Below are 20,565 nucleotides of genomic sequence, written 5' to 3' on the forward strand. Positions count from 1 at the left end.
TAAATTATGTTAGCATGATTATTTAAAATTAACAATATAATTTCAGCTAAAAATCCCTTTTCATGGCGTTTTCATAGCGATTTCATAAAAATAATGAATCACTATAATTTATATAATATTAATTATTTTTTAGCTTTATAATTGATTATATTTGAACATTATTTTCGTAAGGAATTGAGACTTGAGCACCTGATGTTTGAACCGCAATCGAAGATGCCTTATTAGCGAAAGTCATTGCCTCTTCAATATTAGACAAATCATCATTAATCTTAGTACTGAAGGCACCGATGAAGGTATCACCAGCTGCAGTAGTATCAACAGCTTTAACTTTGAAAGCATTGACGAAGCCAGTAGCTTCTCCAGTGTCGTAGTATGAACCAGTTGAACCAACAGTAATAATTACTGCGCCGGCACCCATTTCTAACAACTTGCCTGCTGCTTGATCCATTGAAGCTCTGTTAGTCACTTCAATTCCAGTAATCAATTGAGCTTCTGTTTCATTAGGAACAATGATATCAGACATTTTGATTAACTCAGTAGGAATGTCAGCAGTTGCGGGCGCAGGATTCAAAATTGTCTTGACATTATTTTCTTTAGCAACTTTAAAGGCAGCGACGATAGCTTCCATTGGTACTTCAAATTGAGCAATTAGAATATCGGCATCTTTAATTACATCTTGAGCTGCTTCAATATCAGCAGCACTCACTTCACTGTTAGCACCACCATAAATCATGATACTGTTTTGACCATTATTTTCGACAATAATAAATGCTTGACCAGTTCCAGCTGTTTGAGAAGCAATGATGTGATCGGTATTCATGCCATCTTTTTTGAAAGTTTCTAACATGAAATCAGCCGCACCGTCATCACCCACACGACTAATAAAACTTGTTTGCGCTCCTAAACGTGTAGCAGCAAGGGCTTGGTTTGCACCTTTACCGCCACCAGCTTGAGCTTTATCTTCCATCTTCATTGTTTCTCCAGGTAATGGAAAACGATCTACTTTTAAAATCGTATCAACATTGGTTGAACCTAAAACAACTACTTTTTTCATTTTAATTCTCCAATCAATTCCGTTATCGAACTTTACCCTACCAATTTACCACGAAATGTAACCACTTTCAATAAAAGTCCGTACCAATTTTTATTCTTTTATCTAACTTAATTATAGTTAGAATTTAACTATATCGCCAGAACTTTTCCAGAAAATAATCTTAGTAATAAATTCAAGTATCTTATCGCCGATTTCCTTGATATAATAATTAATAAATAAGATTAATAATCATAGGGAGAAGGTTATGAAAAAGAAGATAATTGGTGGCCTACTAGCTGTTTTAACAGTTACAGCTTTAGTCGGGTGTACCCCAAAGGATAGTTCAAAAGATAGTAAGAAAGACGACACATCTTCTAAGGTGTCGAAGAAGAAAAAAACTGCTGATAAAAAGAAAAAAGATGAAGGTTATTCTCGTCAAGAACAAATTGATTTGATTGTTTCAGTGGCTCAAACTCAAGTAGCTTCAATTAAGAAGCAACAAAGTGATACTTACTCAGATATTTCTATCACTTCAAAAAAAGATACCATCGTTTATACTTACGTTTTGAAAGAGCAAACTCCAGCGATTGATAGCGCAGCTTTGAAACCAACTTTGGTAAAACAAGTAAATTCTCTTTTTGAAACAATGACCGAAACCATTCCTGGACTTAAGATGCAATTCTTGTTCCTTAACCCAGATAAGTCCGAAGTAGCTAACATCACAGTTACCGAAGACGATCTTAAACAAGCAGAAACAGCAACTGATAGTTAACAAAAAAACATCGACCAATTAGTCGATGTTTTTTATTACTGCGGGTAAGAGGACTTGAACCTCCACGGAGATAATTCTCCACAAGATCCTTAGTCTTGCGCGTCTGCCAATTCCGCCATACCCGCGAATACTATAATAGTATACCCTTTTTCTCCAGAAATTCAAAAAAATACTGACATTTCTGTCAGTATTTTTAGTTTGTCGTTTCTTTGATAAAAGCCAACTTACCTCGACATTTACCACAAACGAATCTTCGCGTATTTATTTTTTTTACTCGACGATACTCAAGTCCACAATTTACACATTGATAAATCTTATATACTTTTTGACGATGATTTCTCGGCTTAAGGGCTGGGGCATATTTTGAACCACCAACTGACTTTAGCAAATCATTAAAGGCTTTAGAATTGTGGCTATGCTTACCAATTTCATGATATAGATGATAGTGGCACAACTCATGCTTAATAATCCCTGAAAGCACCTCTTGATCATATCGTTCTAATATTTCTGGATTAATATCAATATAATCTTCTCTGAGATGATATCTTCCACCAGTTGTTCGTAACCGTGAATTGAATCGAGCATTACTTTTAAATTCTTTTCCAAAAAAATTTAGTGAAATTTCTTTCACTAAATTAGTTAATTCTGTATCTGTCATTATCCTTGTGCGATTCTTTGAATGTATTTTGAAATCTTATCGGTTGCAGCTTCTTGACGTTCTTCGGCTGCGTTAAAAGCTTCCAAATCAACATCTCGATTATCTTTCATACTATCAACCATAGCTTGGCAAGCATCACCATATTCAACGTAAGCAGCCGTTAAATTGTGTTGAATACCCATCAATTTAGCTGGAGCTTTGACTGTCTTCATATTTTTAGCAATTTTCTTGTACTCATTGGTCCCTTCTTGGAATTCACCTTGAATTTCTAAGTACTTAGCTGATTGCATATCTTTCAAAGTTTTCTTCTCAATTGCTTGTGTGATTTCTTCAAACAAAGGATTGAGATGTTCTTGAACTTCTTGAGTTTTTTCAATCATTTGATTAATTGCATTCATATAAGCCATCGCTCTTTTTTGCATTTGATTCATTATTTAGCTGCTCGCTTTCTTTGTACTAATTTAACTAATTCTACAACTAAAATCATTATAACTCCACCTGCTAGAACAGTTAGCCATTGAATGTAGTTTAGTTCAGTTACATGGAAAATGCTATTTAATCCTGGAATCATAATTGTAGCAGCTAATGAAATCGTTGAAATAATGATTGACCAGTTAAATGCCTTGTTCGTAAATGGATTGCTTGCAAATAATGAACCGTGAATTGATTTAACGTTAAAGGCTTGGAACAATTGAATTAATCCTAGAGTTGCATATGCCATTGTCAAAGCGTCCGCGTGCATTAATGCGTTGCTAGTGTGGACTGGGAATTGAATTCCAATGAAATAAACGCCTAAAGTAATTATAGCTTCTAGAATTCCTTGGTAGAAAATCGATTGCCCAACTCCATTTGAGAAGAAGTTTGATTTTCTTCCTCGTGGTTGTTGTTCCATAATATCTTTTTCCACTGGTTCAAGGCCTAGAGAAATCGCTGGGAGTGTATCTGTTACCAGGTTAATCCAGAGTAATTGAACTGGTTTCAAAATATCCCAGCTTAGTAAAGTCATAATGAATAAGGTTAGAACTTCACCCAAGTTAGCTGAAAGTAAATATTGGATTGATTTTTGAATATTGCTAAAGACTTTTCGTCCTTCTTTTACAGCATGAACAATAGTTGCAAAGTTATCATCAGCCAGAATCATATCACTGGCACCCTTTGAAACTTCGGTCCCAGTAATTCCCATTCCAACACCGATATCAGCTGATTTCAAGGCAGGAGCATCGTTGACACCATCACCTGTCATTGCCACAACTTTGTTTTTCTTTTGCCAAGCTTTAACAATTCTCACTTTATGTTCGGGAGAAACACGGGCATAGACATGATATTTATCAACATTTGAATCAAAGGTTTCATCGTCCATTTGATCTAATTGGTCACCAGTTAGAACAGCATCACTGCTGGTTTGATCATCTATAATGTCTAAACGTTTAGCAATTGTTGCCGCAGTGATTGGATGATCACCAGTAATCATGATTGGCACAATTCCAGCAGCTTTTGCCTCTTGAACTGCAGCTTTAGCTTCTTTTCTTTCAGGGTCAATCATAGCTACTAAGCCAACAAAGGTTAAATCATTTTCAACTGCTTCACTGTTTATTTCAGTCGGTTGTGAATCAGACACTCTGTATGCAAAGGCTAAAACACGAAGTGCTTGTTGAGCAAACTGCTTGTTCTGCTCAAGAATTACTTCTTTATCTGCTTCAGTAATAGCTCTGATTTGGCCACCATCTTGAATCTTAGTTACTCGTTTTAATAATTGATCGCAGGCACCTTTTGTCGCAATTAAGTATTTGCCATCAAATTCATTAACGGTACTCATTAATTTACGATTAGAATCAAACGGAACTTCGTCCACTCGCTTATGAGTTGTCAAGAATTCTTTAACATCAATTTGTTTATCAAGTGAGAACTGAATCAATGCTGTTTCAGTGGGATCGCCGGCTAATTGATCTGGAGTTATCTTGGTATCATTTGCCAATAACATAATTTGAACAAGTTTGTTCTCAGCATCTAAAGTAATGTCTTTTTCAAATAAATGATTATTTTCATAGACTTTTTCGACCGTCATTTGATTCATGGTCAAAGTACCGGTTTTATCAGAAGCAATAATATCGGTACTTCCTAAAGTTTCAACAGCTGGCAATTTTCTGATTAAAGCTTTGTGCTTAACCATTTTTTGTGTACCAAGTGCCAAAATAATAGTTACAATAGCTGGCAATCCTTCAGGAATTGCTGCTACGGCAAGTGAAATTGAAGTCAATAACATCTCACTCATTTGTTGAACTAATGGCAAATGCTTAGGATTATTAACCATTCCAATAACAAAAATCACAACCGCAATCACCAAAATTAATACAGTAATAACTTTACCAAGTGAGTTTAAATTTGCCTGTAATGGAGTGGTATTTTCATCAGCCTGGTTCAACATTTTAGCAATTTCGCCAACTTCAGTTTCCATTCCAGTAGCTACAACCACACCCATACCACGTCCATAAGTAACGTTAGTATTCATGAATGCCATGTTACTACGATCACCTAAAGCAATTTTACCTTCAAGTGTTTCAGTATTTTTTTCAGTAGGAACTGATTCACCAGTCAAACTAGATTCTTCAATCTTTAGCGAATTACTATCAATTAATCGAAGATCAGCAGGAACGACATCCCCCGCTTCCAACATAACAATATCACCAACAACTAACTGTGAGTTAGTGATGTGGAGAATCTCACCATCACGGACGACAGTTGCCTGCGGTGCTGACATTTTTGAGAGTTCATCAATAGCTTCTTCGGCCTTGGATTCTTGAATAACCCCCATAATAGCATTCAGAAAGACAACCAATAAGATAATGAACGCATCAGTCCATTCCTTTAGTAGCACTCCTGAAATAAGTGCAGCAACAATTAAGATGATAATCATAAAATCTTTGAATTGGTTGATTAACATCTGTAGCTTTGTCGTTTTTTTCTTAGCTTCTAATTTGTTCTCGCCATTTTCTGCCAATAATTGTGCAGCCTCTTGGCTAGATAACCCCTCTTTTGAGGTCGCAAAGTTCTTAATTATTTCCTCAATTGTTTGATTGTAAAAATTCTTTTCCATTGTTCCTCCTAATTTGGGTTAAACGAGCTCTTTGTATAAAAAAAGAGACCCACACACTAAATAACGTGTGTAAGTCTCACAATTTAAATACAAACCCAGATTTGTTCTTGTTGATGAGTTTGTTGCAACTAAGGCCTGTTACTCCCTTACGAATAAAATTATATCATATCTTATCAAAAACTGTATATGGTAAGCGTCTCTTATGTTCAGTTTTCATAAACCAGTTTTCAATTATTTTTGCAGATTCAGCCGATACTTCTTTGCCTTCAAGATAATCATCGATGTCATCATAAGTTACTCCAAGAGCAACTTCATCCGCTAATCCCGGACGGTCTTCTTCTAAATCCGCTGTTGGTGTTTTTTCATATAAATGTTTCGGAGCACCAAGTTCCTTTAGTAGTTGTTTGCCTTGGCGTTTGTTTAATCTAAATAATGGTGTAATGTCAGCAGCTCCATCACCGTATTTGGTATAAAATCCAGTGATATTTTCAGCTGAGTGATCAGTACCAACAACAATTCCTTGTCTATCACCAGCAATTCCAAATTGAACTGTCATTCGAATTCTAGCCTTAATATTACCTTTATTAAAATCACTAATTACTTGATTATTAACTTCGATAGCTTCAACCAATTCATCAACCGAATTTTTAATGTTGACCGTAAGAATCTCATCAGCATTCATCCAATTAATAGCTGCTTGAGCATCTTGTTCATCAGTTTGCTCGCCATAAGGAAGTCTTACCGCAATGAAACTATAAGAATCATCGCCTGTTTCTTCACGAAGTTCATCAATTGCCATTTGACTTAATCTACCAGCCAAAGTTGAATCTTGTCCACCAGAGATTCCTAACACTAAAGTCTTTAAGAATGGACGATTCTTGAGATAGTTTTTCATAAAATCTACGGAACGACGAATTTCTTGTTGAGCATCAATTTGTGGTTGAGTTTTTTCAAACTCAATTATCTTTTTTTGCATTTCATTCATGATCAATCTCCATATGAAAGGTTATTAACATACTTACGTACTTCAGAAATATAATTCATCTTATGATCGTAGAGTTCTTGAGAAAGATCAACGGGATAAATTTGTGGATTCAAATTACGTTTGTATTCATCCCAAAGAGAATCGAGGTTTTGAGTAGCATTTTCTTTAGCCTGACTAGCAGTTGGTGTCTCATAAACCTGTTTACCAGCAACAAAAATATCTTTTAATAGCGGTGTAGCAGTGAAGTTTTTCACTGTCTTATTGATATAGGTATATTGTGGGTGGAACATATATAGTTCATCTTTAGTTCTTGGATCATCATCATCTAAAGTGACATAATCACCTTCAGACTTACCATTTTTATCATCATTAGTAATTCGCCAAACTTGCTTTTTACCTGGAGTGGTGACTTTTTCAGCATTGCTAGAAAGCTTGATTGTGTCATCCATTTCGTGATTATCGTTTTCAATCGAGACAAGTTTATAAACAGCTCCCAATGCTGGTTGATCATAAGCCGTGATAACTTTGGTCCCAATTCCCCAAATATCAATCTTCGCATCTTGCATTTTCAAGTTAAGAATTGTTTTTTCATCAAGGTCATTAGATGCATAAATTTTAGCATCTGGAAATCCTGCATCATCTAATTGTTTACGGACACGTTTAGATATATAAGCCATATCTCCGGAGTCAATTCTGACACCTTGGAAGTTAATCTTGTCTCCCAGTTCTTTAGCAACTTTAATAGCTGAAGGAACGCCACTCTTTAATGTGTCATAGGTATCCACTAAGAAGACACAGTCATGATGAGTGGTTGCATAGGCCATAAAAGCATCATAGTCATTCTTATATGTTTGAACGAGAGAATGAGCATGTGTTCCACTCGCTGGAATACCAAAAATTTTTGAGGCACGAACGTTACTTGTGGCGTCGAAGCCACCAATATAAGCGGCTCTAGTTCCCCAAATTGCGGCGTCTAACTCTTGAGCCCGACGTGTTCCAAATTCCATCAACAAATCGCCATTAGAAACGGTTTTTATTCTAGCAGCCTTAGTAGCAATTAAAATTTGATAATTTAAAATATTTAAAATAGCTGTCTCGACTAATTGACACTGTGCCAAAGATCCTTCAATCTGCATAATCGGTTCACTGGCAAAAACCAGATCGCCTTCATATGCTGAACGAATTGTTAAATTAAAATCCATATTCTCTAAGTATTCCAAAAAATCTTCCGGATACTTAATTTCATTTCGAAGATAGTCAATGTCACTTTTTGAGAAATGAAGATTATTTAAATAATCAACTACATGCTCCAAACCAGCGAATATTGCGTAACCATTCTTGAAAGGCAACTCCCGGAAGAATACTTCAAACACCGCGTTCTTGTCTTGAATTCCCTTCTTGAAATATGTCATCATCATATTCAACTGATATAAATCTGTGTGTAACAATAAACTATCATCTTCGTAGTTCGTTTTCATGATCCATCCTCATAATACTGTTTTAAAAAATATTGTTAAGAAAACTATAGCACAAAAGCAAAAAGGTTGACGCTAAAATAATCGCCAACCCCACTTGTTAAAGTATTGTGCCATAGATTTCATAAAAATTTTAAATCCTCTTAAACTGCGATGCGATTCTTTACCATAGAAATGAGTAACCGTCGCATCAGGTATATAGTAAATCTCGTTTCCGTTTTTCCGAATTCGATCGCATAAGTCATTGTCTTCAAAGTACATGAAAAATCTTTCATCGAACCCATCAATTTCTTTAATGACTTGTGTTTTGGTAAACATAAACGCACCAGAGCCATATTGAATTACTTGTCGTTCATCTGATAAATCTCGACATTCATAATAACTAAGTCGTTTATTAAACATTTTCTTCACAAAGCCAAAAGGAACAAAGCGTAACATATAATCGAAAACATCTAACTTACGTCTGATTAAATATTGTACTTGTCCATCAGGATTAACTGTCTTAGGAGTCAGCATACCCACCTTATCGTCACTATTTTCTAGAAAATCATATAAAGTCTCAAAAGCTTCTTTCGTGATTAAAATATCAGGATTACAAATTACAAAAAAATCAGACGTTGTTTGGGTCAAAACTTGATTATGCCCATGGCCAAATCCTTGATTTGTTCCCTTAACAATAGTAATTCCTTTATTTTCGTACTCTTCTAATTTTTTTAAATAGTCAGCATCTGAGCCATTATCATGAATGACCAAACTAATATCATAATCATTCATGACATTATCAATCCAACTATCTAATGTTTTGAAAATGTAGGGACTATTGTAAGTGACAATACTAACTGTAACTGTCGATTTCATATATATATCCTAGTTAATTTTCTTCAAGAAGTCTTGTAGAGCTTCTTGCCAACTAATTATTTCAAATCCAGTATTTTTAGCTTTGGTCAAGTCCATGATTGAGTGTTTAGGGCGGTATGCTTTTTGAGGATATTGTTCTGATGTTACAGGTTTTACTGTAACGTTAGTATCTTTAAGAACTTCTACCGCAAATTCATACCAACTGCAGGAATCATCATTTGAAAGTTGATACAATCCGTATTCACAATTATGTTGTACTAGATACAACATAAAGTCGGCCAATGTTTTTGTCCATGTAGGACGACCAACTTGATCATCAACAACTGTTAATTCATCATGTGTCTTAGCTAAATTTAACATTGTGAAAATGAAATTCTTACCATATTCACCAAAAACCCACGAAGTTCTGACAATATAATATTTGTCCATTATTGAGGCGACTAATTCCTCACCAGTTAGTTTAGCTTTTCCATATTCATTTTGAGGATTAGTTGCCGATTCTTCAGTATACATTCCGTCATTGTTGCCATCAAAAACATAATCAGTACTGATATAAATTAAAGTAGCACCAACTTTTTGTGCGGCTTCTGCAATATTTCTAGTACCATCAATATTCACTTTTTGATTTAGTGACTTCCCTGGTTCTTCTTCGGCTGCGTCAACAGCAGTGAAAGCAGCACAGTGATAAACAAATTCTGGACGATTACTCTCAAAGTATTCATTTACCTCTTCAGCATTTGTAATATCTAATTCTTTTGAGTCAGTTGCGGTATATTCAATACCTTTATCATCAAAAAGATGTTGTAATTGAGTGCCTAATTGACCGTTGCCACCAGTAAGTAAGTTTTTCATGTGAATATCTCCTAGTCTAATCATTGACCGTTTTTAGCGTAATTGTTTTCAACTGCTTCTTTATCTTTTTCCCACCAACTACGATTGTCACGATACCAGTTAATTGTATCTTCCAATCCTTCTTTGAAATTAGTAAATTGTGGTTTCCAACCTAATTCTTCACGAAGCTTGGTTGAATCAATTGCATAACGCAAGTCATGCCCTGGACGGTCTTTAACAACATCATATGCATCTTTGGGTTGTCCCATAGCTTCCAGAATCATTTCTAGAACGTCTTTATTATTTTGTTCACCATCGGCACCAATTAAATAAGTTTCGCCAATTTTTCCTTTAGTTAAAATTGTCCAAACTGCACTTGAATGATCTTCTGTATGAATCCAGTCACGAACATTTTGACCTGTTCCATATAATTTAGGCTTAATTCCACACAAAACATTGGTAATTTGGCGAGGAATGAATTTTTCAATGTATTGATATGGACCGTAATTATTAGAGCAATTAGAAATTGTAGCTTGAACATTAAAAGATCTAACCCAAGCTTTTACTAATAGGTCGGAACTTGCTTTTGAAGATGAATAAGGTGAGCTAGGATTATATCTACTTTCAGGAGTAAATTTCTCCCCTTCACCTTCTCCATGTCCTGGAAGATCTTCTCTCAATGGTAGATCACCATAAACTTCATCAGTTGAAACATGATGGAAACGAACATTATGTTTACGGCACGCTTCAAGTAAGGTGTAAGTTCCAATAATATTAGTTTCAATAAATGGTGATGGATCCTTCAATGAATTATCATTGTGGCTTTCAGCAGCATAATGAATTACTGCATCTGTTTTACTAACTAATTCATCTACTAATTCAGCATCACAAATATCACCAACCACTAACTTAACTTTTTCTGGATTAAGGCCAGCCAAGTTTTCTTTATTTCCAGCATAGGTAAGCTTATCTAAAACCATGATATTAACTTCAGGATGATTTTTAGCAACGTAATGAACAAAATTTGAACCAATAAATCCTGCTCCACCAGTTACAATAATATTTTTATATTCCATATTTACCACCTATATCTCTCCATAAACAAATGGATTATCTTTTTCAAACTCTGTTAAAGTTGGTTGATTAGCATCTTTTTCCGATGTAATTGCCATATCAAAATCAATTGGCCAATTAATGTCTAACTCTGGTGTTTTGAAAGAAATTCCACCATCAGCTTCAGCATTATAGTAGTTATCACATTTATATAAGAAATTGACGTTATCTGTTAAAGTAACAAATCCGTGAGCAAATCCCTTAGGAACTAATAATTGACGATGATTGCTTTCTGAAAGAATGAATCCTTCCCATTGTTTATAGGTTGGCGAACCTTTCCTTAGATCAACAATAACATCTAATACTGCTCCAGTTACTACGCGAATTAATTTTGTTTGAGCAGCTTGACCACGTTGAAAATGAAGTCCTCTTAAAACTCCAGCTTGAGTTGAAAGTGATTGATTATCTTGAATGAAATCAAATTTGATTCCTGCTTCTTTAAAATCACGATCTGAGTATGATTCAGTAAAGAATCCACGATGGTCTCCAAATACTGCTGGTTCAACAATTAATGCGTCTTGTAATGTTGTTTTAGTAACTTTTAATTTGCCCACAAATAACACCTGTCTTTCTTTTTATCTTAATTTTGGAACTGCCTTAAATACAAGTAATGAAAGCCCATATAAAATAACACTTCCCACAATACTGGTAATAATATACAAGTATTTACCAACAATAAATATCTTGAGTAAGTAGCAGCATATTACAATCATAAAACATCCCAAAAGAATAGCAAATATTCTATTAAGAAAAACCTTAACTTTAAAACGATGTCTCGAACTATATAATCCCATTGTAAGTACGATTACTTCCGATATAACAGTAGAAATAGCTGCTCCAATTTCTTTCAAAAAAGGAACGGTAATAATATTCAAAACAATATTGACAATTGCACTTACCATCGTAATTTTAAGAATTGTATTTTCTTGTCTCTGAACAAGAAGAACTCCATGAATTACAAATGCTGACATGACACTTGCCAACAGACCAATTGCCAAAATACTTAACGAGACAGAACTTCTGGCAAATTCACTACCTGCAATTATTTCAACTATATATTTTCTTAAAACTATTAATCCCGTAATTGAAGGCGAAATTACCATCAACATTGCCCAAAAGATATTGTTTAATAAGTTCTGATAATCTTTACTATTATCATTATTAAAGTAATTAGATAATCGAGGAAGCATAGACATCAGTAAAGCGTTAGTAACTTGCTTAACAATTGTGTATATCTTAACTGCAGTACTATAAATACCGACATAATAATCACCAGCAATAAACCCAATAATTGTTACATCCGAATTTAAATAAATTGTTGTTGCAACATTATTAAAAAACAAAACCATAATGGATTTTAAATGTCGTAATATACCTTTAGTAAAAGTAATTCGAATAGGAACATATTTCATTGCATGGAATAAGTTAAAGATATAAGCTCCACCCATTGATAAAGTTGTAATCCATGCGTACGTTATATAATCACTAGAAGTCTTTACAAATAGGAACATACAAATAATTGAGATTACTTGTACAATAAAACTTCGAATCGTAATATACACAAAATTTTCGTATATATTGTATAACCATTCAACCGAAATTGTATTTAAGAAAATTTGTAAACTGAAGATTAGAATCAGCATTGAATATTGATGCAACGAAGTTACTATTAGTAGCGTAATAAATAAAAGTGCATAAGAAATTAAAGTCGTAATGATATTTAATGAAAAAATTTCATCTACAAAAACTTTAAATTTCGTTGTATTATCTCTAATCGCCGAACCTTCACGAACGGCATATTGTGTAATTCCTAATGCAGAAATTAACACGAAATAATTAACGATTGATCTACTAAAATCTAACTTCCCAACTCCATCAGGTGACAATACTCTAGTAATGTATGGAAACGTGATAAGTGGAAAAATAACATTCAGTATCGTTCGTAAAACGTTAAATAATGCACTTACTTGTAATGAATGTCTCTTCAAATTTTCTTCCTCTATTTATCATCAACGTAAGATAATGTTTCATAGTTGCTAGCAATTTTCTTGCTGATTTGCCTATAAGTCATCAAGTAAACTTTTAAAGCTATAACTGTACTTTTTTTCATATGTTCAAGAAAAACAGATTCTTTATTACCAAAAGCTTTTTGAGAGGACTGATCTTCCTTGTGTTTCAAAGAAAGAGTATCGATATATTGTGCAACTAAACCAGCTTTTTTTAACATAAAATCTAATATATTTTCTTCAACATACAAAAAAGTTTCCGGGTACATTCCACGATATTTATCAAAGAAGTTTCTGGTGAATATCATAGCTGATCCATGGAGCATAACGTGACTTGTATCATTTATATTCGTCGAATTATGAACTACAGAGTTGTTAATTTCACTTTTTTCAACTGTAGAATTTCTCCCTAATATTCTTTTAACTACCTTGTAAAACTTTGTTTCCGAAAGATACAGATAATTAATTCGTCGAACAATATTAAATAATGTATTTTTTACTGGAACAGGATTTTGATTTACGCCATTTTTTCCGATAATTTTAGTTCCAATTAATCCAACATTTTCACTTATTCTTAATTGTGAAAGCTTCAATAAGTAATCAGAATCATTGAACAAGATATCATTATTCAGTACCAACACAGTGTCCGCATCATGTTCCAAACAATACTTGATCCCAGCATTATTCCCTTGCGCAAATCCTAAATTATTCAACGTTTGTAAAACGTGTATGTCTTCATCATGTTCATATTCATGTTTTAATTGTTGAAATGAATCGTTGTTTGAGTGATTATCAACAATCACTGTCATTTTAGGAAAATAGCTTTGTTTTTTTAATGATTCTACACAATCAATCGTATCTTCAAAGTTCAAATAGTTTAGAATAACAACTCCCAGGTTCATCAATTAATCCTTTTCTACTAATCTAAGTAAATATTGTCCATAATCATTTTTCTTTAATGGCTGAGCTAATTTAACCACATCATCTTTTGTGATATAACCCATGCGGTAAGCAATTTCTTCCAAACAAGCAACTTTCAAGTTTTGATTTTTTTGAATTGTAGAAATAAAATCACCTGCTTCTTGAAGCGACTCATGAGTTCCCGTATCAAGCCAAGCAAAACCACGACGCATAATCTCTACATCTAATTGACCTTTGCTTAAATAAGCTTGATTGATGTCGGTTATTTCTAATTCTCCACGATCAGATGGTTTAATATTTTTAGCAATATTAACAACTTGATTATCATAAAAATATAATCCAGTTACCGCATAATTGCTAGCTGGCACTTCGGGTTTTTCAACGATTGATTTGGCATGCATATTTTCATCAAAATCGACTACTCCGAAACGTTCTGGATCATTGACGTGATATCCAAAAACGGTTGCTCCCATTTCTTTCGAGGCTGCTCGTTGTAGCATGTCTGACAAACCACTACCGTAAAAGATATTATCACCTAACACTAAGCAAACTGAATCATCACCAATAAAGTCTTCACCAATGATGAAAGCTTCAGCAAGTCCATTAGGTTGATCTTGTACAGAGTAAGAAATATCTAGTCCTAAGTTTTTCCCATCACCAAAAAGTTCTTCAAATCTAGGTGTATCTGTTGGTGTAGAAATAATCAAGATATCTTTGATTCCTGCTAACATCAAAACCGACATTGGATAGTAAATCATTGGTTTATCGTACACTGGAATTAACTGCTTCGATACTGCTTTTGTTACTGGGTAAAGACGTGTTCCTGAACCACCTGCTAAAATTATACCTTTCATCGCTCTGTTCTCCTTAACTTTAGATAATCAATTAACATGTTGAAACGACCAACAACCATATCTTTTTTTCTTCTTTTTGACATTCCTGTGACATTGCCACCATGTCTAACATAATTCATCAATGGTTGTTTAATATAGAATGTTTTTAATTTGTTTTTCTTAGCAACTAGAAAAAGCCACTGATCATGCATCTCAACTTTTGGGGGAAATGGTAGTGATAATGCAACTAATTTTTTAGAAACAGCCATCATAGCTCCAGTATATCCGTTTTTCATTAAATTTCCCATTACACTTTGGTTCATAGAATTATTATTATAATGATTCCAAGATGAATCAATAATCGAGCCATCTTTACCAATAACCGTTGCATCTGAAACAATTAAATCAGCGTGTTGAGATAGATACGCATTTTTCATGAGTTCAACTTTATTATCTAACCATTCATCGTCTTGATCAGACAAAAAAATTAAATCTCCGGTAGCTTTTTTTAAAGCCTTCTCAAAAGAGAATATAGGTCCCATATTTTGAGCATTCTTTTCAATAATTACCGTACCCTTAAAAGTAGCAGTTATTTCTTTAACAGTCTTAATCGTCTCATCAGTCGAACAATCATCAACAATAATCATTTCGTCTTCCAACGACAACTGTTTCAAAATTGAATTAAGTTGTTTGGTAATTGTCTTTTGTCCATTGTATGTAGCCATACAAACAGAAACTTTTGTATCCATAATTAAATACCTCTATGGCAAATATCTGTCGTTTTTTCCCATTCTATCTGCTTTAAAATCATTAAACGCCCGATTAACTAAATGGAATGCAGCAATTCGTGAATATTGCCCTTTTTTCTTCAAAAGTGCTCCAACTCGATATCTGAAATATTCATACCTAAGCTGCTTAGCCAATACTTCTTTATTTTTGATATGTAAACTCATTGTTTTCCAACGATTACGATATCCATAGTAATCTTTCCATCCGAGTGGTCGATCGATTCCATTAGCTCCGACACTATTATTATCAGTCAAATGATAAATTTTGGATTGAAGATTATTAATTATTTTCGTTTTACTTCTGATACGCAATGAATATTCAATGTCATCATACCAAATGAAATAATCTTTTTCTGGTAAACCAATATCTTTAACAAGTTCCGCCTTGATAAATACTCCAACAAAAGTAGCAACATCAAGTTCGAAATTACTTTGATATTTTTCTATTGGAATCTTTGATAGTTGTAGTTTGTCAAAGTCATCAATTTGGACTCGATGTTCCAAACCAATTTCATTATCTTCATAAACTGTTCCGGTAAAGCACTGAATATCTGGGTTTTTGTTCGCAATTATATCCATTTCTTGCATGTAGTTGCTGTCATAAGTTGCATCGTCATCGGCAATACTTATCCAATCAACTCCTAATTCTACAGCTTTTTGAATTGCCAAATAAAAGCCTCCAGCACCGCCGAGATTTTCATCAGAATGAATGACTACTAATTCCTTATTGCTTTTAGCCTTATCATTCAAATATTCGAGTGTGTCATCTGTTGATTGGTTATCTACTACCACTATTTTATCAACTGGTAGACTCTGATTTAACAAACTATCGATCGCTAAATTCAGTTTTTCTTGGCGATTATGTGTAACAATAACTGCTGCAATACTCAATACTTTAATCCTGCTTTCTCTTGTATAAAAGATAATTAAGTAATTTAAACTGTCTATGTTTTATTAAGTAACCCAATATTTTTTGCTTTGTCGGCATATTAGTAAGCTTCGCTGACTCTACATTTTGTTTCACTGCTGAATCATCTAGATAATTTAAAAAATCAGTTTGCCTTTCTTGATACGATTTTTGATTATTCAAATTACAAAAATCTGCAAATAATAATTCAATACTTAACAGTAATACATAATGATTCAAATCTTTTTTTAATTCAATAGGTAATGACTCACTCAGAATACTACTTATTTTTTCAAACGTGGCTGTAATCTTTTTATTATATCGATTACTAATTGAGTTTTCGTGATCAATTCGATAATTGTAAACAACTTCATCTACGAATTTTAAGGATGGCTGTTTCATTAGTGTTTGAATCATAAAGATTGCGTCCTGCCTCTTAACAATCCCAGGAACATACTCCAACCCATTTCTCAAAATAAATTGTTTATTAATCAATTTTGCCCATGGAGTTCCAAAATAATATCCATAATAGCCATCTTTTTTTTGATCTCCATACAAAATTGCTCTAACAATATGAGTTATCTTAAATGCACCTACAGTACTATCAACAATATCTTTTCTTTCAAAAGTCTGTTGGATTTTTTCATCTTCATTAATTCGATTGAACCCCAAAAAAATGATATCCTCTTTAGATTTTAAAATCTCATCAGTTATTTTTGTATTGAAGTCAGTAACCAATAAGTCATCAGGATCTAAAAAAAAGAGCCATTTTCCGTTGGCATTTGCAATTCCATTATTTCGAGCTACTGAGACTCCTGCATTGCTTTGCGGTAAATATTTTGCTCTTTTCTCATCCTTACAAAAATCAATACATAATTTAGAGACATCTTCATTAGATCCATCATTAACAATTAAAAACTCATAACTGTCTCTGCCAAATGAACTCAAACGATCGAACCCTGTCTTTAAAATTTCTAAATCAGTATTATAAACGGGTATCACAAAGCTGATATCGTGTTTGTTCAAAACAACTACCTCTACACTTCCAAAGTTTTAAACTTATTACTTTTATATTCACAAAATGAATTATAAATTCCAAAAATAATTGGGTAAATTAACTGAAAACTCATTCCAGTTGCCTGCAACATATTGGAATAAATTGTCAGAATAAAAATCGTATTTAAAGTTGCCACTCCAATTAATGTAAACTTAGAGTTTAGCTTTCTCAAAATCATTATATAAATGAATCCAAATGTGAATAAGACGATAATATAGCTTAGAACTCCTATCCACCCTAGAATTTTCATTGGTCTACTCAATGCAGTTCCTACATTTAATTCAGGTGTAATCTGTTCGATGTTAATTGACTTGTACTCATTAGGATCTAGTGCCCGCTTCCCTAAGAAATCTGGCATTAATTCACCGAATACTAAATGATTAATTCTTTTTGCATTAATCATTGAGTCGTCAGTCTTCTTTGCACGATAGTCAACATTTTTTTGAAAATTGGCAATAGGTGACGAAGAGTATAAATATCCCCAAAAAAGTAACTTAGGAATTTTGCTTTGCTCAAAACTTGGCGTAGCTTTTCCAATACTTAAAATAGCGGCAGAATCCATTGGTCCACGTCCATTACCATAAGAAGTATTCACTCTAGCATTACCCATTATTCCAAATCCAAATAACGCAATAATTGCTAATACCAATAGTCCTACCAAGTGTCTTATTTTAATATGGCTAGCTATATACATTAAAAATAATGAAACACAGTTTAATCCTACCATCATGAACATTCCCCGATTCACTTCCAATACATAGGGAATACAGCTTAGCGCTAACATAATATAAAACTGCACATCTTTAGCATGTGAAAGAATTAAATGGAAAATGTAAGTCGTCAAAAAAGCATTAAAAGTTAACAGTATTACATGCACAACCGGAATTCCAAAATCGGTATATGCAGAATCTTGTCCTTGTGCAATCGAGAGTAAGGGGAATCCATGACTATAAATACCTTCACACAATGTAGCCACTAAAACCCCTAGTAAAAGTATGTAAATGTTGGTGGTTGTATTAATTTTTTTGAACTTAGTAATTTTAGTTTTTTGCGTAATGTATCCCAAAAAGCCAGCTAATACAAAAATTAAAGCAAAAAATAAAATCGTATTTTGCGAAAATTCAGGATAGATTGATGACCAACCAAATAAATAGCTACCAATAACTAAACTGAAGGATGCAATAAAAAGATAAAATGGATTAAGCATTTTTTGCCCCTATTTATTTTTTTTATTATTGAAGAAAAAATAATAAATACATGAAACGATAAATCCTAGAATAACACCGTATAACATTCCCATAACTGTCTTGGACTTTTTATTACTTAATACACTTAACGAAGCACTTTTTTTCGTTGCCTTATCAACTTGTTTTAATTGTAAATTGTCATTATATTTATTCACAAATGGTACTAAGGATTTCATAACATAATTGACCATTTTGACATTGTCTTTATTTTCTTTAGTATCTTTGTATTTTACCGTGATCAAATTACTGTTATCTGAAGATCCTACAGTTAAATTGTCAACATCAAAATCAGGATATTTATCTGTAATTTCATTTACAAAACTATTGGAAGTTGATAAATCTGAAATGCTAGTAATAGCTTTATCATCAATAACTGACAATTTACCATTATTTACCCCGAGTGTATCAACTTTTTGGCCTACATAAATCTGACCACGAACTATATACTCTGTACTTTGGGTCGATTTAATAAATCCGTATACTCCACCTAGAATGATAAAAGCCAAAAAAATCCAAAATGTTTTCTTAAAAAACTTCATAATTGTTTGAAAGGATAAACCTTGTTCCATAGTATTAAAACTCCTAGTATTATTTATTATCTAGTTAATAATACCTTAAACTATTATCCAATCAAATAAACAAACAATCTTTTAAACAATACTTAAATTTACGCCATCTCTGACAGACTGTGATAAAATTACTTTTAGCATATTTACGGAGGAAATAAATAATGAATATTACAGTTGTTGGTACAGGGTACGTTGGTTTATCTTTAGCAGCTTTACTTTCACAAAAAAATCAAGTTGTGGCTTTTGATATTAATAAAGAAAAAATTGATTTAATCAATCAAGGAAAATCTCCAATTGTTGATAAAGAAATTTCCAGTTTTTTAGCAGAAAAAGATCTTAATTTAACTGCTACATCTTCAGTAAGTAATGTATATCAAGACAGTGATTTTGTAATTATTGCTACTCCAACAAATTACAATCCTCAGAAGAACTATTTCGATACAAGCTCAGTTGAAAGTGTCATAGAAGATGTTCAAGCCCAAAATTCAAATGCAACGATTATTATTAAATCTACAATTCCAGTTGGTTTTACTAAAAAGGTTAGAGAGCAATATAAAACTAACAACATTATTTTTTCACCTGAATTCTTGCGCGAAGGAAAAGCACTTTATGATAATCTTCACCCTTCCAGAATTATCGTCGGCGACACTACAGAACCGGCAAAAGAATTTGCTGGACTATTAAGTGATGCTTCATTAGAGGAAAACACGCCTGTCTTATTTGTAGAAAGTACAGAGGCAGAAAGTATCAAGCTTTTTTCAAACACATATCTAGCGATGAGAGTTGCTTATTTTAATGAATTAGATACTTATGCTGAGGTCAAAAATTTATCGTCTAAAAACATCATCGAAGGTGTTAGCATGGATCCTAGGATTGGAAATTTCTATAATAATCCATCTTTTGGATATGGTGGCTACTGTTTACCAAAAGACTCCAAACAATTGTTGGCTAACTACCAAGGAGTCCCCAATGATTTAATTACGGCGATTGTAAACTCTAATTTAACTAGAAAGAATTTTATTGCTAATCAAATTATTAGTGATAGACCAAAAAAAGTTGGTATTTATAAACTTGCAATGAAAGAAGGATCTGATAATTTTCGTGAGTCATCAATTCAAGACGTCATGGAGTCAATTAGAGAACGTGGAATAGACGTAGTAATATACGAACCAACTATTCAAGAAGATTCATATTTTGACTATCAAGTTGAGCATGATTTTGATAAGTTTGTTGACGAATCCGATGTCATTGTCGCTAATCGAATCGATCAAAATTTAGAAAAACTTGATCACTCATATAAAATATATACACGCGATATTTTCCATATTGGATAAAATAAAAAAGTTCAGATAATATCTGAACTTTTTTATTTTACTTTTACAGTTTTACTGAACCAGTTATCAATATAAGCCTTCTTA

General features: G+C 33.2%; 20 protein-coding genes and 1 tRNA gene. 2 read left to right on the forward strand and 19 right to left on the reverse strand.

Going from position 1 to position 20,565, the window contains the following annotated elements:
• Nucleotides 1-145 precede the first annotated feature (145 nt).
• Nucleotides 146-1,054, reverse strand: coding sequence for a ribokinase (gene rbsK / locus Q2T76_RS04025; RefSeq protein ID WP_302084234.1), 909 nt, complete (start codon nucleotides 1,052-1,054; stop codon nucleotides 146-148).
• 244 nt (nucleotides 1,055-1,298) lie between these two features.
• Here rbsK and Q2T76_RS04030 point away from each other — a divergent pair, with 244 nt between their 5' ends.
• Complete coding sequence (locus tag Q2T76_RS04030) at nucleotides 1,299-1,805, forward strand: hypothetical protein (protein ID WP_302084235.1); 507 nt, start codon at nucleotides 1,299-1,301, stop codon at nucleotides 1,803-1,805.
• Nucleotides 1,806-1,844: 39 nt separating this feature from the next.
• On the opposite strand, the gene Q2T76_RS04035 is transcribed toward Q2T76_RS04030, so the two are convergent.
• The 18 genes from Q2T76_RS04035 to Q2T76_RS04120 all read right to left on the reverse strand — a co-directional run bounded on the left by Q2T76_RS04035 (nucleotide 1,845) and on the right by Q2T76_RS04120 (nucleotide 19,147).
• Nucleotides 1,845-1,930, reverse strand: a tRNA-Leu gene (locus Q2T76_RS04035).
• Nucleotides 1,931-1,998: 68 nt separating this feature from the next.
• Nucleotides 1,999-2,463 carry a SprT family protein gene (locus Q2T76_RS04040; RefSeq protein WP_302084236.1) on the reverse strand — a complete coding sequence of 155 codons (465 nt, stop codon included), beginning with the start codon at nucleotides 2,461-2,463 and terminating at the stop codon, nucleotides 1,999-2,001.
• Nucleotides 2,463-2,894: a hypothetical protein gene (locus Q2T76_RS04045; RefSeq protein ID WP_302084237.1), complete on the reverse strand. Its 432-nt coding sequence runs from the start codon at nucleotides 2,892-2,894 to the stop codon at nucleotides 2,463-2,465. The genes Q2T76_RS04040 and Q2T76_RS04045 overlap by 1 nt, the downstream gene beginning before the upstream one ends.
• Nucleotides 2,894-5,557: a calcium-translocating P-type ATPase, PMCA-type gene (locus tag Q2T76_RS04050; protein ID WP_302084238.1), complete on the reverse strand. Its 2,664-nt coding sequence runs from the start codon at nucleotides 5,555-5,557 to the stop codon at nucleotides 2,894-2,896. Before Q2T76_RS04050 ends, Q2T76_RS04045 begins: the two co-directional genes overlap by 1 nt.
• A 163-nt stretch (nucleotides 5,558-5,720) precedes the next feature.
• Entirely contained in the window at nucleotides 5,721-6,542 is an 822-nt protein-coding gene (gene nadE / locus Q2T76_RS04055; protein ID WP_302084239.1) for an ammonia-dependent NAD(+) synthetase, read from the reverse strand.
• Nucleotides 6,543-6,544: 2 nt separating this feature from the next.
• Nucleotides 6,545-8,020: a nicotinate phosphoribosyltransferase gene (locus tag Q2T76_RS04060; protein WP_302084240.1), complete on the reverse strand. Its 1,476-nt coding sequence runs from the start codon at nucleotides 8,018-8,020 to the stop codon at nucleotides 6,545-6,547.
• Nucleotides 8,021-8,092: 72 nt separating this feature from the next.
• Nucleotides 8,093-8,875: a glycosyltransferase family 2 protein gene (locus Q2T76_RS04065; RefSeq protein WP_302084241.1), complete on the reverse strand. Its 783-nt coding sequence runs from the start codon at nucleotides 8,873-8,875 to the stop codon at nucleotides 8,093-8,095.
• Nucleotides 8,876-8,884: 9 nt separating this feature from the next.
• Entirely contained in the window at nucleotides 8,885-9,727 is an 843-nt protein-coding gene (gene rfbD / locus Q2T76_RS04070; RefSeq protein ID WP_302084242.1) for a dTDP-4-dehydrorhamnose reductase, read from the reverse strand.
• 20 nt (nucleotides 9,728-9,747) lie between these two features.
• Complete coding sequence (gene rfbB / locus Q2T76_RS04075; RefSeq protein ID WP_302084243.1) at nucleotides 9,748-10,782, reverse strand: dTDP-glucose 4,6-dehydratase; 1,035 nt, start codon at nucleotides 10,780-10,782, stop codon at nucleotides 9,748-9,750.
• Nucleotides 10,783-10,791: 9 nt separating this feature from the next.
• A complete protein-coding gene (rfbC, locus tag Q2T76_RS04080; RefSeq protein WP_302084244.1) occupies nucleotides 10,792-11,373 on the reverse strand; it encodes a dTDP-4-dehydrorhamnose 3,5-epimerase in 582 nt (193 codons plus the stop codon).
• 21 nt (nucleotides 11,374-11,394) lie between these two features.
• Nucleotides 11,395-12,807, reverse strand: a complete 1,413-nt coding sequence (locus Q2T76_RS04085) for a flippase (RefSeq protein ID WP_302084245.1) — start codon at nucleotides 12,805-12,807, stop codon at nucleotides 11,395-11,397.
• 11 nt (nucleotides 12,808-12,818) lie between these two features.
• Nucleotides 12,819-13,727: a glycosyltransferase gene (locus Q2T76_RS04090; RefSeq protein ID WP_302084246.1), complete on the reverse strand. Its 909-nt coding sequence runs from the start codon at nucleotides 13,725-13,727 to the stop codon at nucleotides 12,819-12,821.
• A 3-nt stretch (nucleotides 13,728-13,730) separates the two neighbouring features.
• Complete coding sequence (gene rfbA / locus Q2T76_RS04095; RefSeq protein ID WP_302084247.1) at nucleotides 13,731-14,600, reverse strand: glucose-1-phosphate thymidylyltransferase RfbA; 870 nt, start codon at nucleotides 14,598-14,600, stop codon at nucleotides 13,731-13,733.
• A complete protein-coding gene (locus Q2T76_RS04100; RefSeq protein WP_302084248.1) occupies nucleotides 14,597-15,328 on the reverse strand; it encodes a glycosyltransferase family 2 protein in 732 nt (243 codons plus the stop codon). The genes rfbA and Q2T76_RS04100 overlap by 4 nt, the downstream gene beginning before the upstream one ends.
• Nucleotides 15,329-15,340: 12 nt before the next feature.
• Complete coding sequence (locus tag Q2T76_RS04105; protein ID WP_302084249.1) at nucleotides 15,341-16,258, reverse strand: glycosyltransferase; 918 nt, start codon at nucleotides 16,256-16,258, stop codon at nucleotides 15,341-15,343.
• Nucleotides 16,259-16,262: 4 nt separating this feature from the next.
• Nucleotides 16,263-17,300: a glycosyltransferase gene (locus Q2T76_RS04110; RefSeq protein WP_302084250.1), complete on the reverse strand. Its 1,038-nt coding sequence runs from the start codon at nucleotides 17,298-17,300 to the stop codon at nucleotides 16,263-16,265.
• Between the two features lie 11 nt (nucleotides 17,301-17,311).
• The gene (locus Q2T76_RS04115) at nucleotides 17,312-18,538 is read right to left on the reverse strand and encodes a hypothetical protein (RefSeq protein WP_302084251.1); all 1,227 of its coding nucleotides are present in this window, start codon (nucleotides 18,536-18,538) and stop codon (nucleotides 17,312-17,314) included.
• 9 nt (nucleotides 18,539-18,547) lie between these two features.
• Nucleotides 18,548-19,147 (reverse strand): hypothetical protein, encoded by a 600-nt coding sequence (locus Q2T76_RS04120; RefSeq protein ID WP_302084252.1) that lies wholly within the window; start codon nucleotides 19,145-19,147, stop codon nucleotides 18,548-18,550.
• 161 nt (nucleotides 19,148-19,308) lie between these two features.
• Here Q2T76_RS04120 and Q2T76_RS04125 point away from each other — a divergent pair, with 161 nt between their 5' ends.
• Nucleotides 19,309-20,481 carry a nucleotide sugar dehydrogenase gene (locus Q2T76_RS04125; protein WP_302084253.1) on the forward strand — a complete coding sequence of 391 codons (1,173 nt, stop codon included), beginning with the start codon at nucleotides 19,309-19,311 and terminating at the stop codon, nucleotides 20,479-20,481.
• The last annotated feature ends 84 nt before the right edge of the window (nucleotides 20,482-20,565 follow it).

The organism is Lactobacillus sp. YT155 (assembly GCF_030504545.1).
Classification (GTDB): domain Bacteria; phylum Bacillota; class Bacilli; order Lactobacillales; family Lactobacillaceae; genus BQUT01.

What these genes read in the sequence shown, in the direction of transcription:
- Q2T76_RS04050 (WP_302084238.1), bottom strand. Translation starts at nt 5,557, where the DNA reads ATGGAAAAGAATTTTTACAATCAAACAATTGAGGAAATAATTAAGAAC.
- Q2T76_RS04125 (WP_302084253.1), top strand. Translation starts at nt 19,309, where the DNA reads ATGAATATTACAGTTGTTGGTACAGGGTACGTTGGTTTATCTTTAGCA.
- rfbD (WP_302084242.1), bottom strand. Translation starts at nt 9,727, where the DNA reads ATGAAAAACTTACTTACTGGTGGCAACGGTCAATTAGGCACTCAATTA.
- rbsK (WP_302084234.1), bottom strand. Translation starts at nt 1,054, where the DNA reads ATGAAAAAAGTAGTTGTTTTAGGTTCAACCAATGTTGATACGATTTTA.
- Q2T76_RS04090 (WP_302084246.1), bottom strand. Translation starts at nt 13,727, where the DNA reads ATGAACCTGGGAGTTGTTATTCTAAACTATTTGAACTTTGAAGATACG.
- Q2T76_RS04115 (WP_302084251.1), bottom strand. Translation starts at nt 18,538, where the DNA reads ATGCTTAATCCATTTTATCTTTTTATTGCATCCTTCAGTTTAGTTATT.
- Q2T76_RS04045 (WP_302084237.1), bottom strand. Translation starts at nt 2,894, where the DNA reads ATGAATCAAATGCAAAAAAGAGCGATGGCTTATATGAATGCAATTAAT.
- Q2T76_RS04120 (WP_302084252.1), bottom strand. Translation starts at nt 19,147, where the DNA reads ATGGAACAAGGTTTATCCTTTCAAACAATTATGAAGTTTTTTAAGAAA.
- rfbA (WP_302084247.1), bottom strand. Translation starts at nt 14,600, where the DNA reads ATGAAAGGTATAATTTTAGCAGGTGGTTCAGGAACACGTCTTTACCCA.
- Q2T76_RS04030 (WP_302084235.1), top strand. Translation starts at nt 1,299, where the DNA reads ATGAAAAAGAAGATAATTGGTGGCCTACTAGCTGTTTTAACAGTTACA.
- nadE (WP_302084239.1), bottom strand. Translation starts at nt 6,542, where the DNA reads ATGAATGAAATGCAAAAAAAGATAATTGAGTTTGAAAAAACTCAACCA.
- Q2T76_RS04060 (WP_302084240.1), bottom strand. Translation starts at nt 8,020, where the DNA reads ATGAAAACGAACTACGAAGATGATAGTTTATTGTTACACACAGATTTA.
- rfbB (WP_302084243.1), bottom strand. Translation starts at nt 10,782, where the DNA reads ATGGAATATAAAAATATTATTGTAACTGGTGGAGCAGGATTTATTGGT.
- Q2T76_RS04100 (WP_302084248.1), bottom strand. Translation starts at nt 15,328, where the DNA reads ATGGATACAAAAGTTTCTGTTTGTATGGCTACATACAATGGACAAAAG.
- Q2T76_RS04040 (WP_302084236.1), bottom strand. Translation starts at nt 2,463, where the DNA reads ATGACAGATACAGAATTAACTAATTTAGTGAAAGAAATTTCACTAAAT.
- Q2T76_RS04065 (WP_302084241.1), bottom strand. Translation starts at nt 8,875, where the DNA reads ATGAAATCGACAGTTACAGTTAGTATTGTCACTTACAATAGTCCCTAC.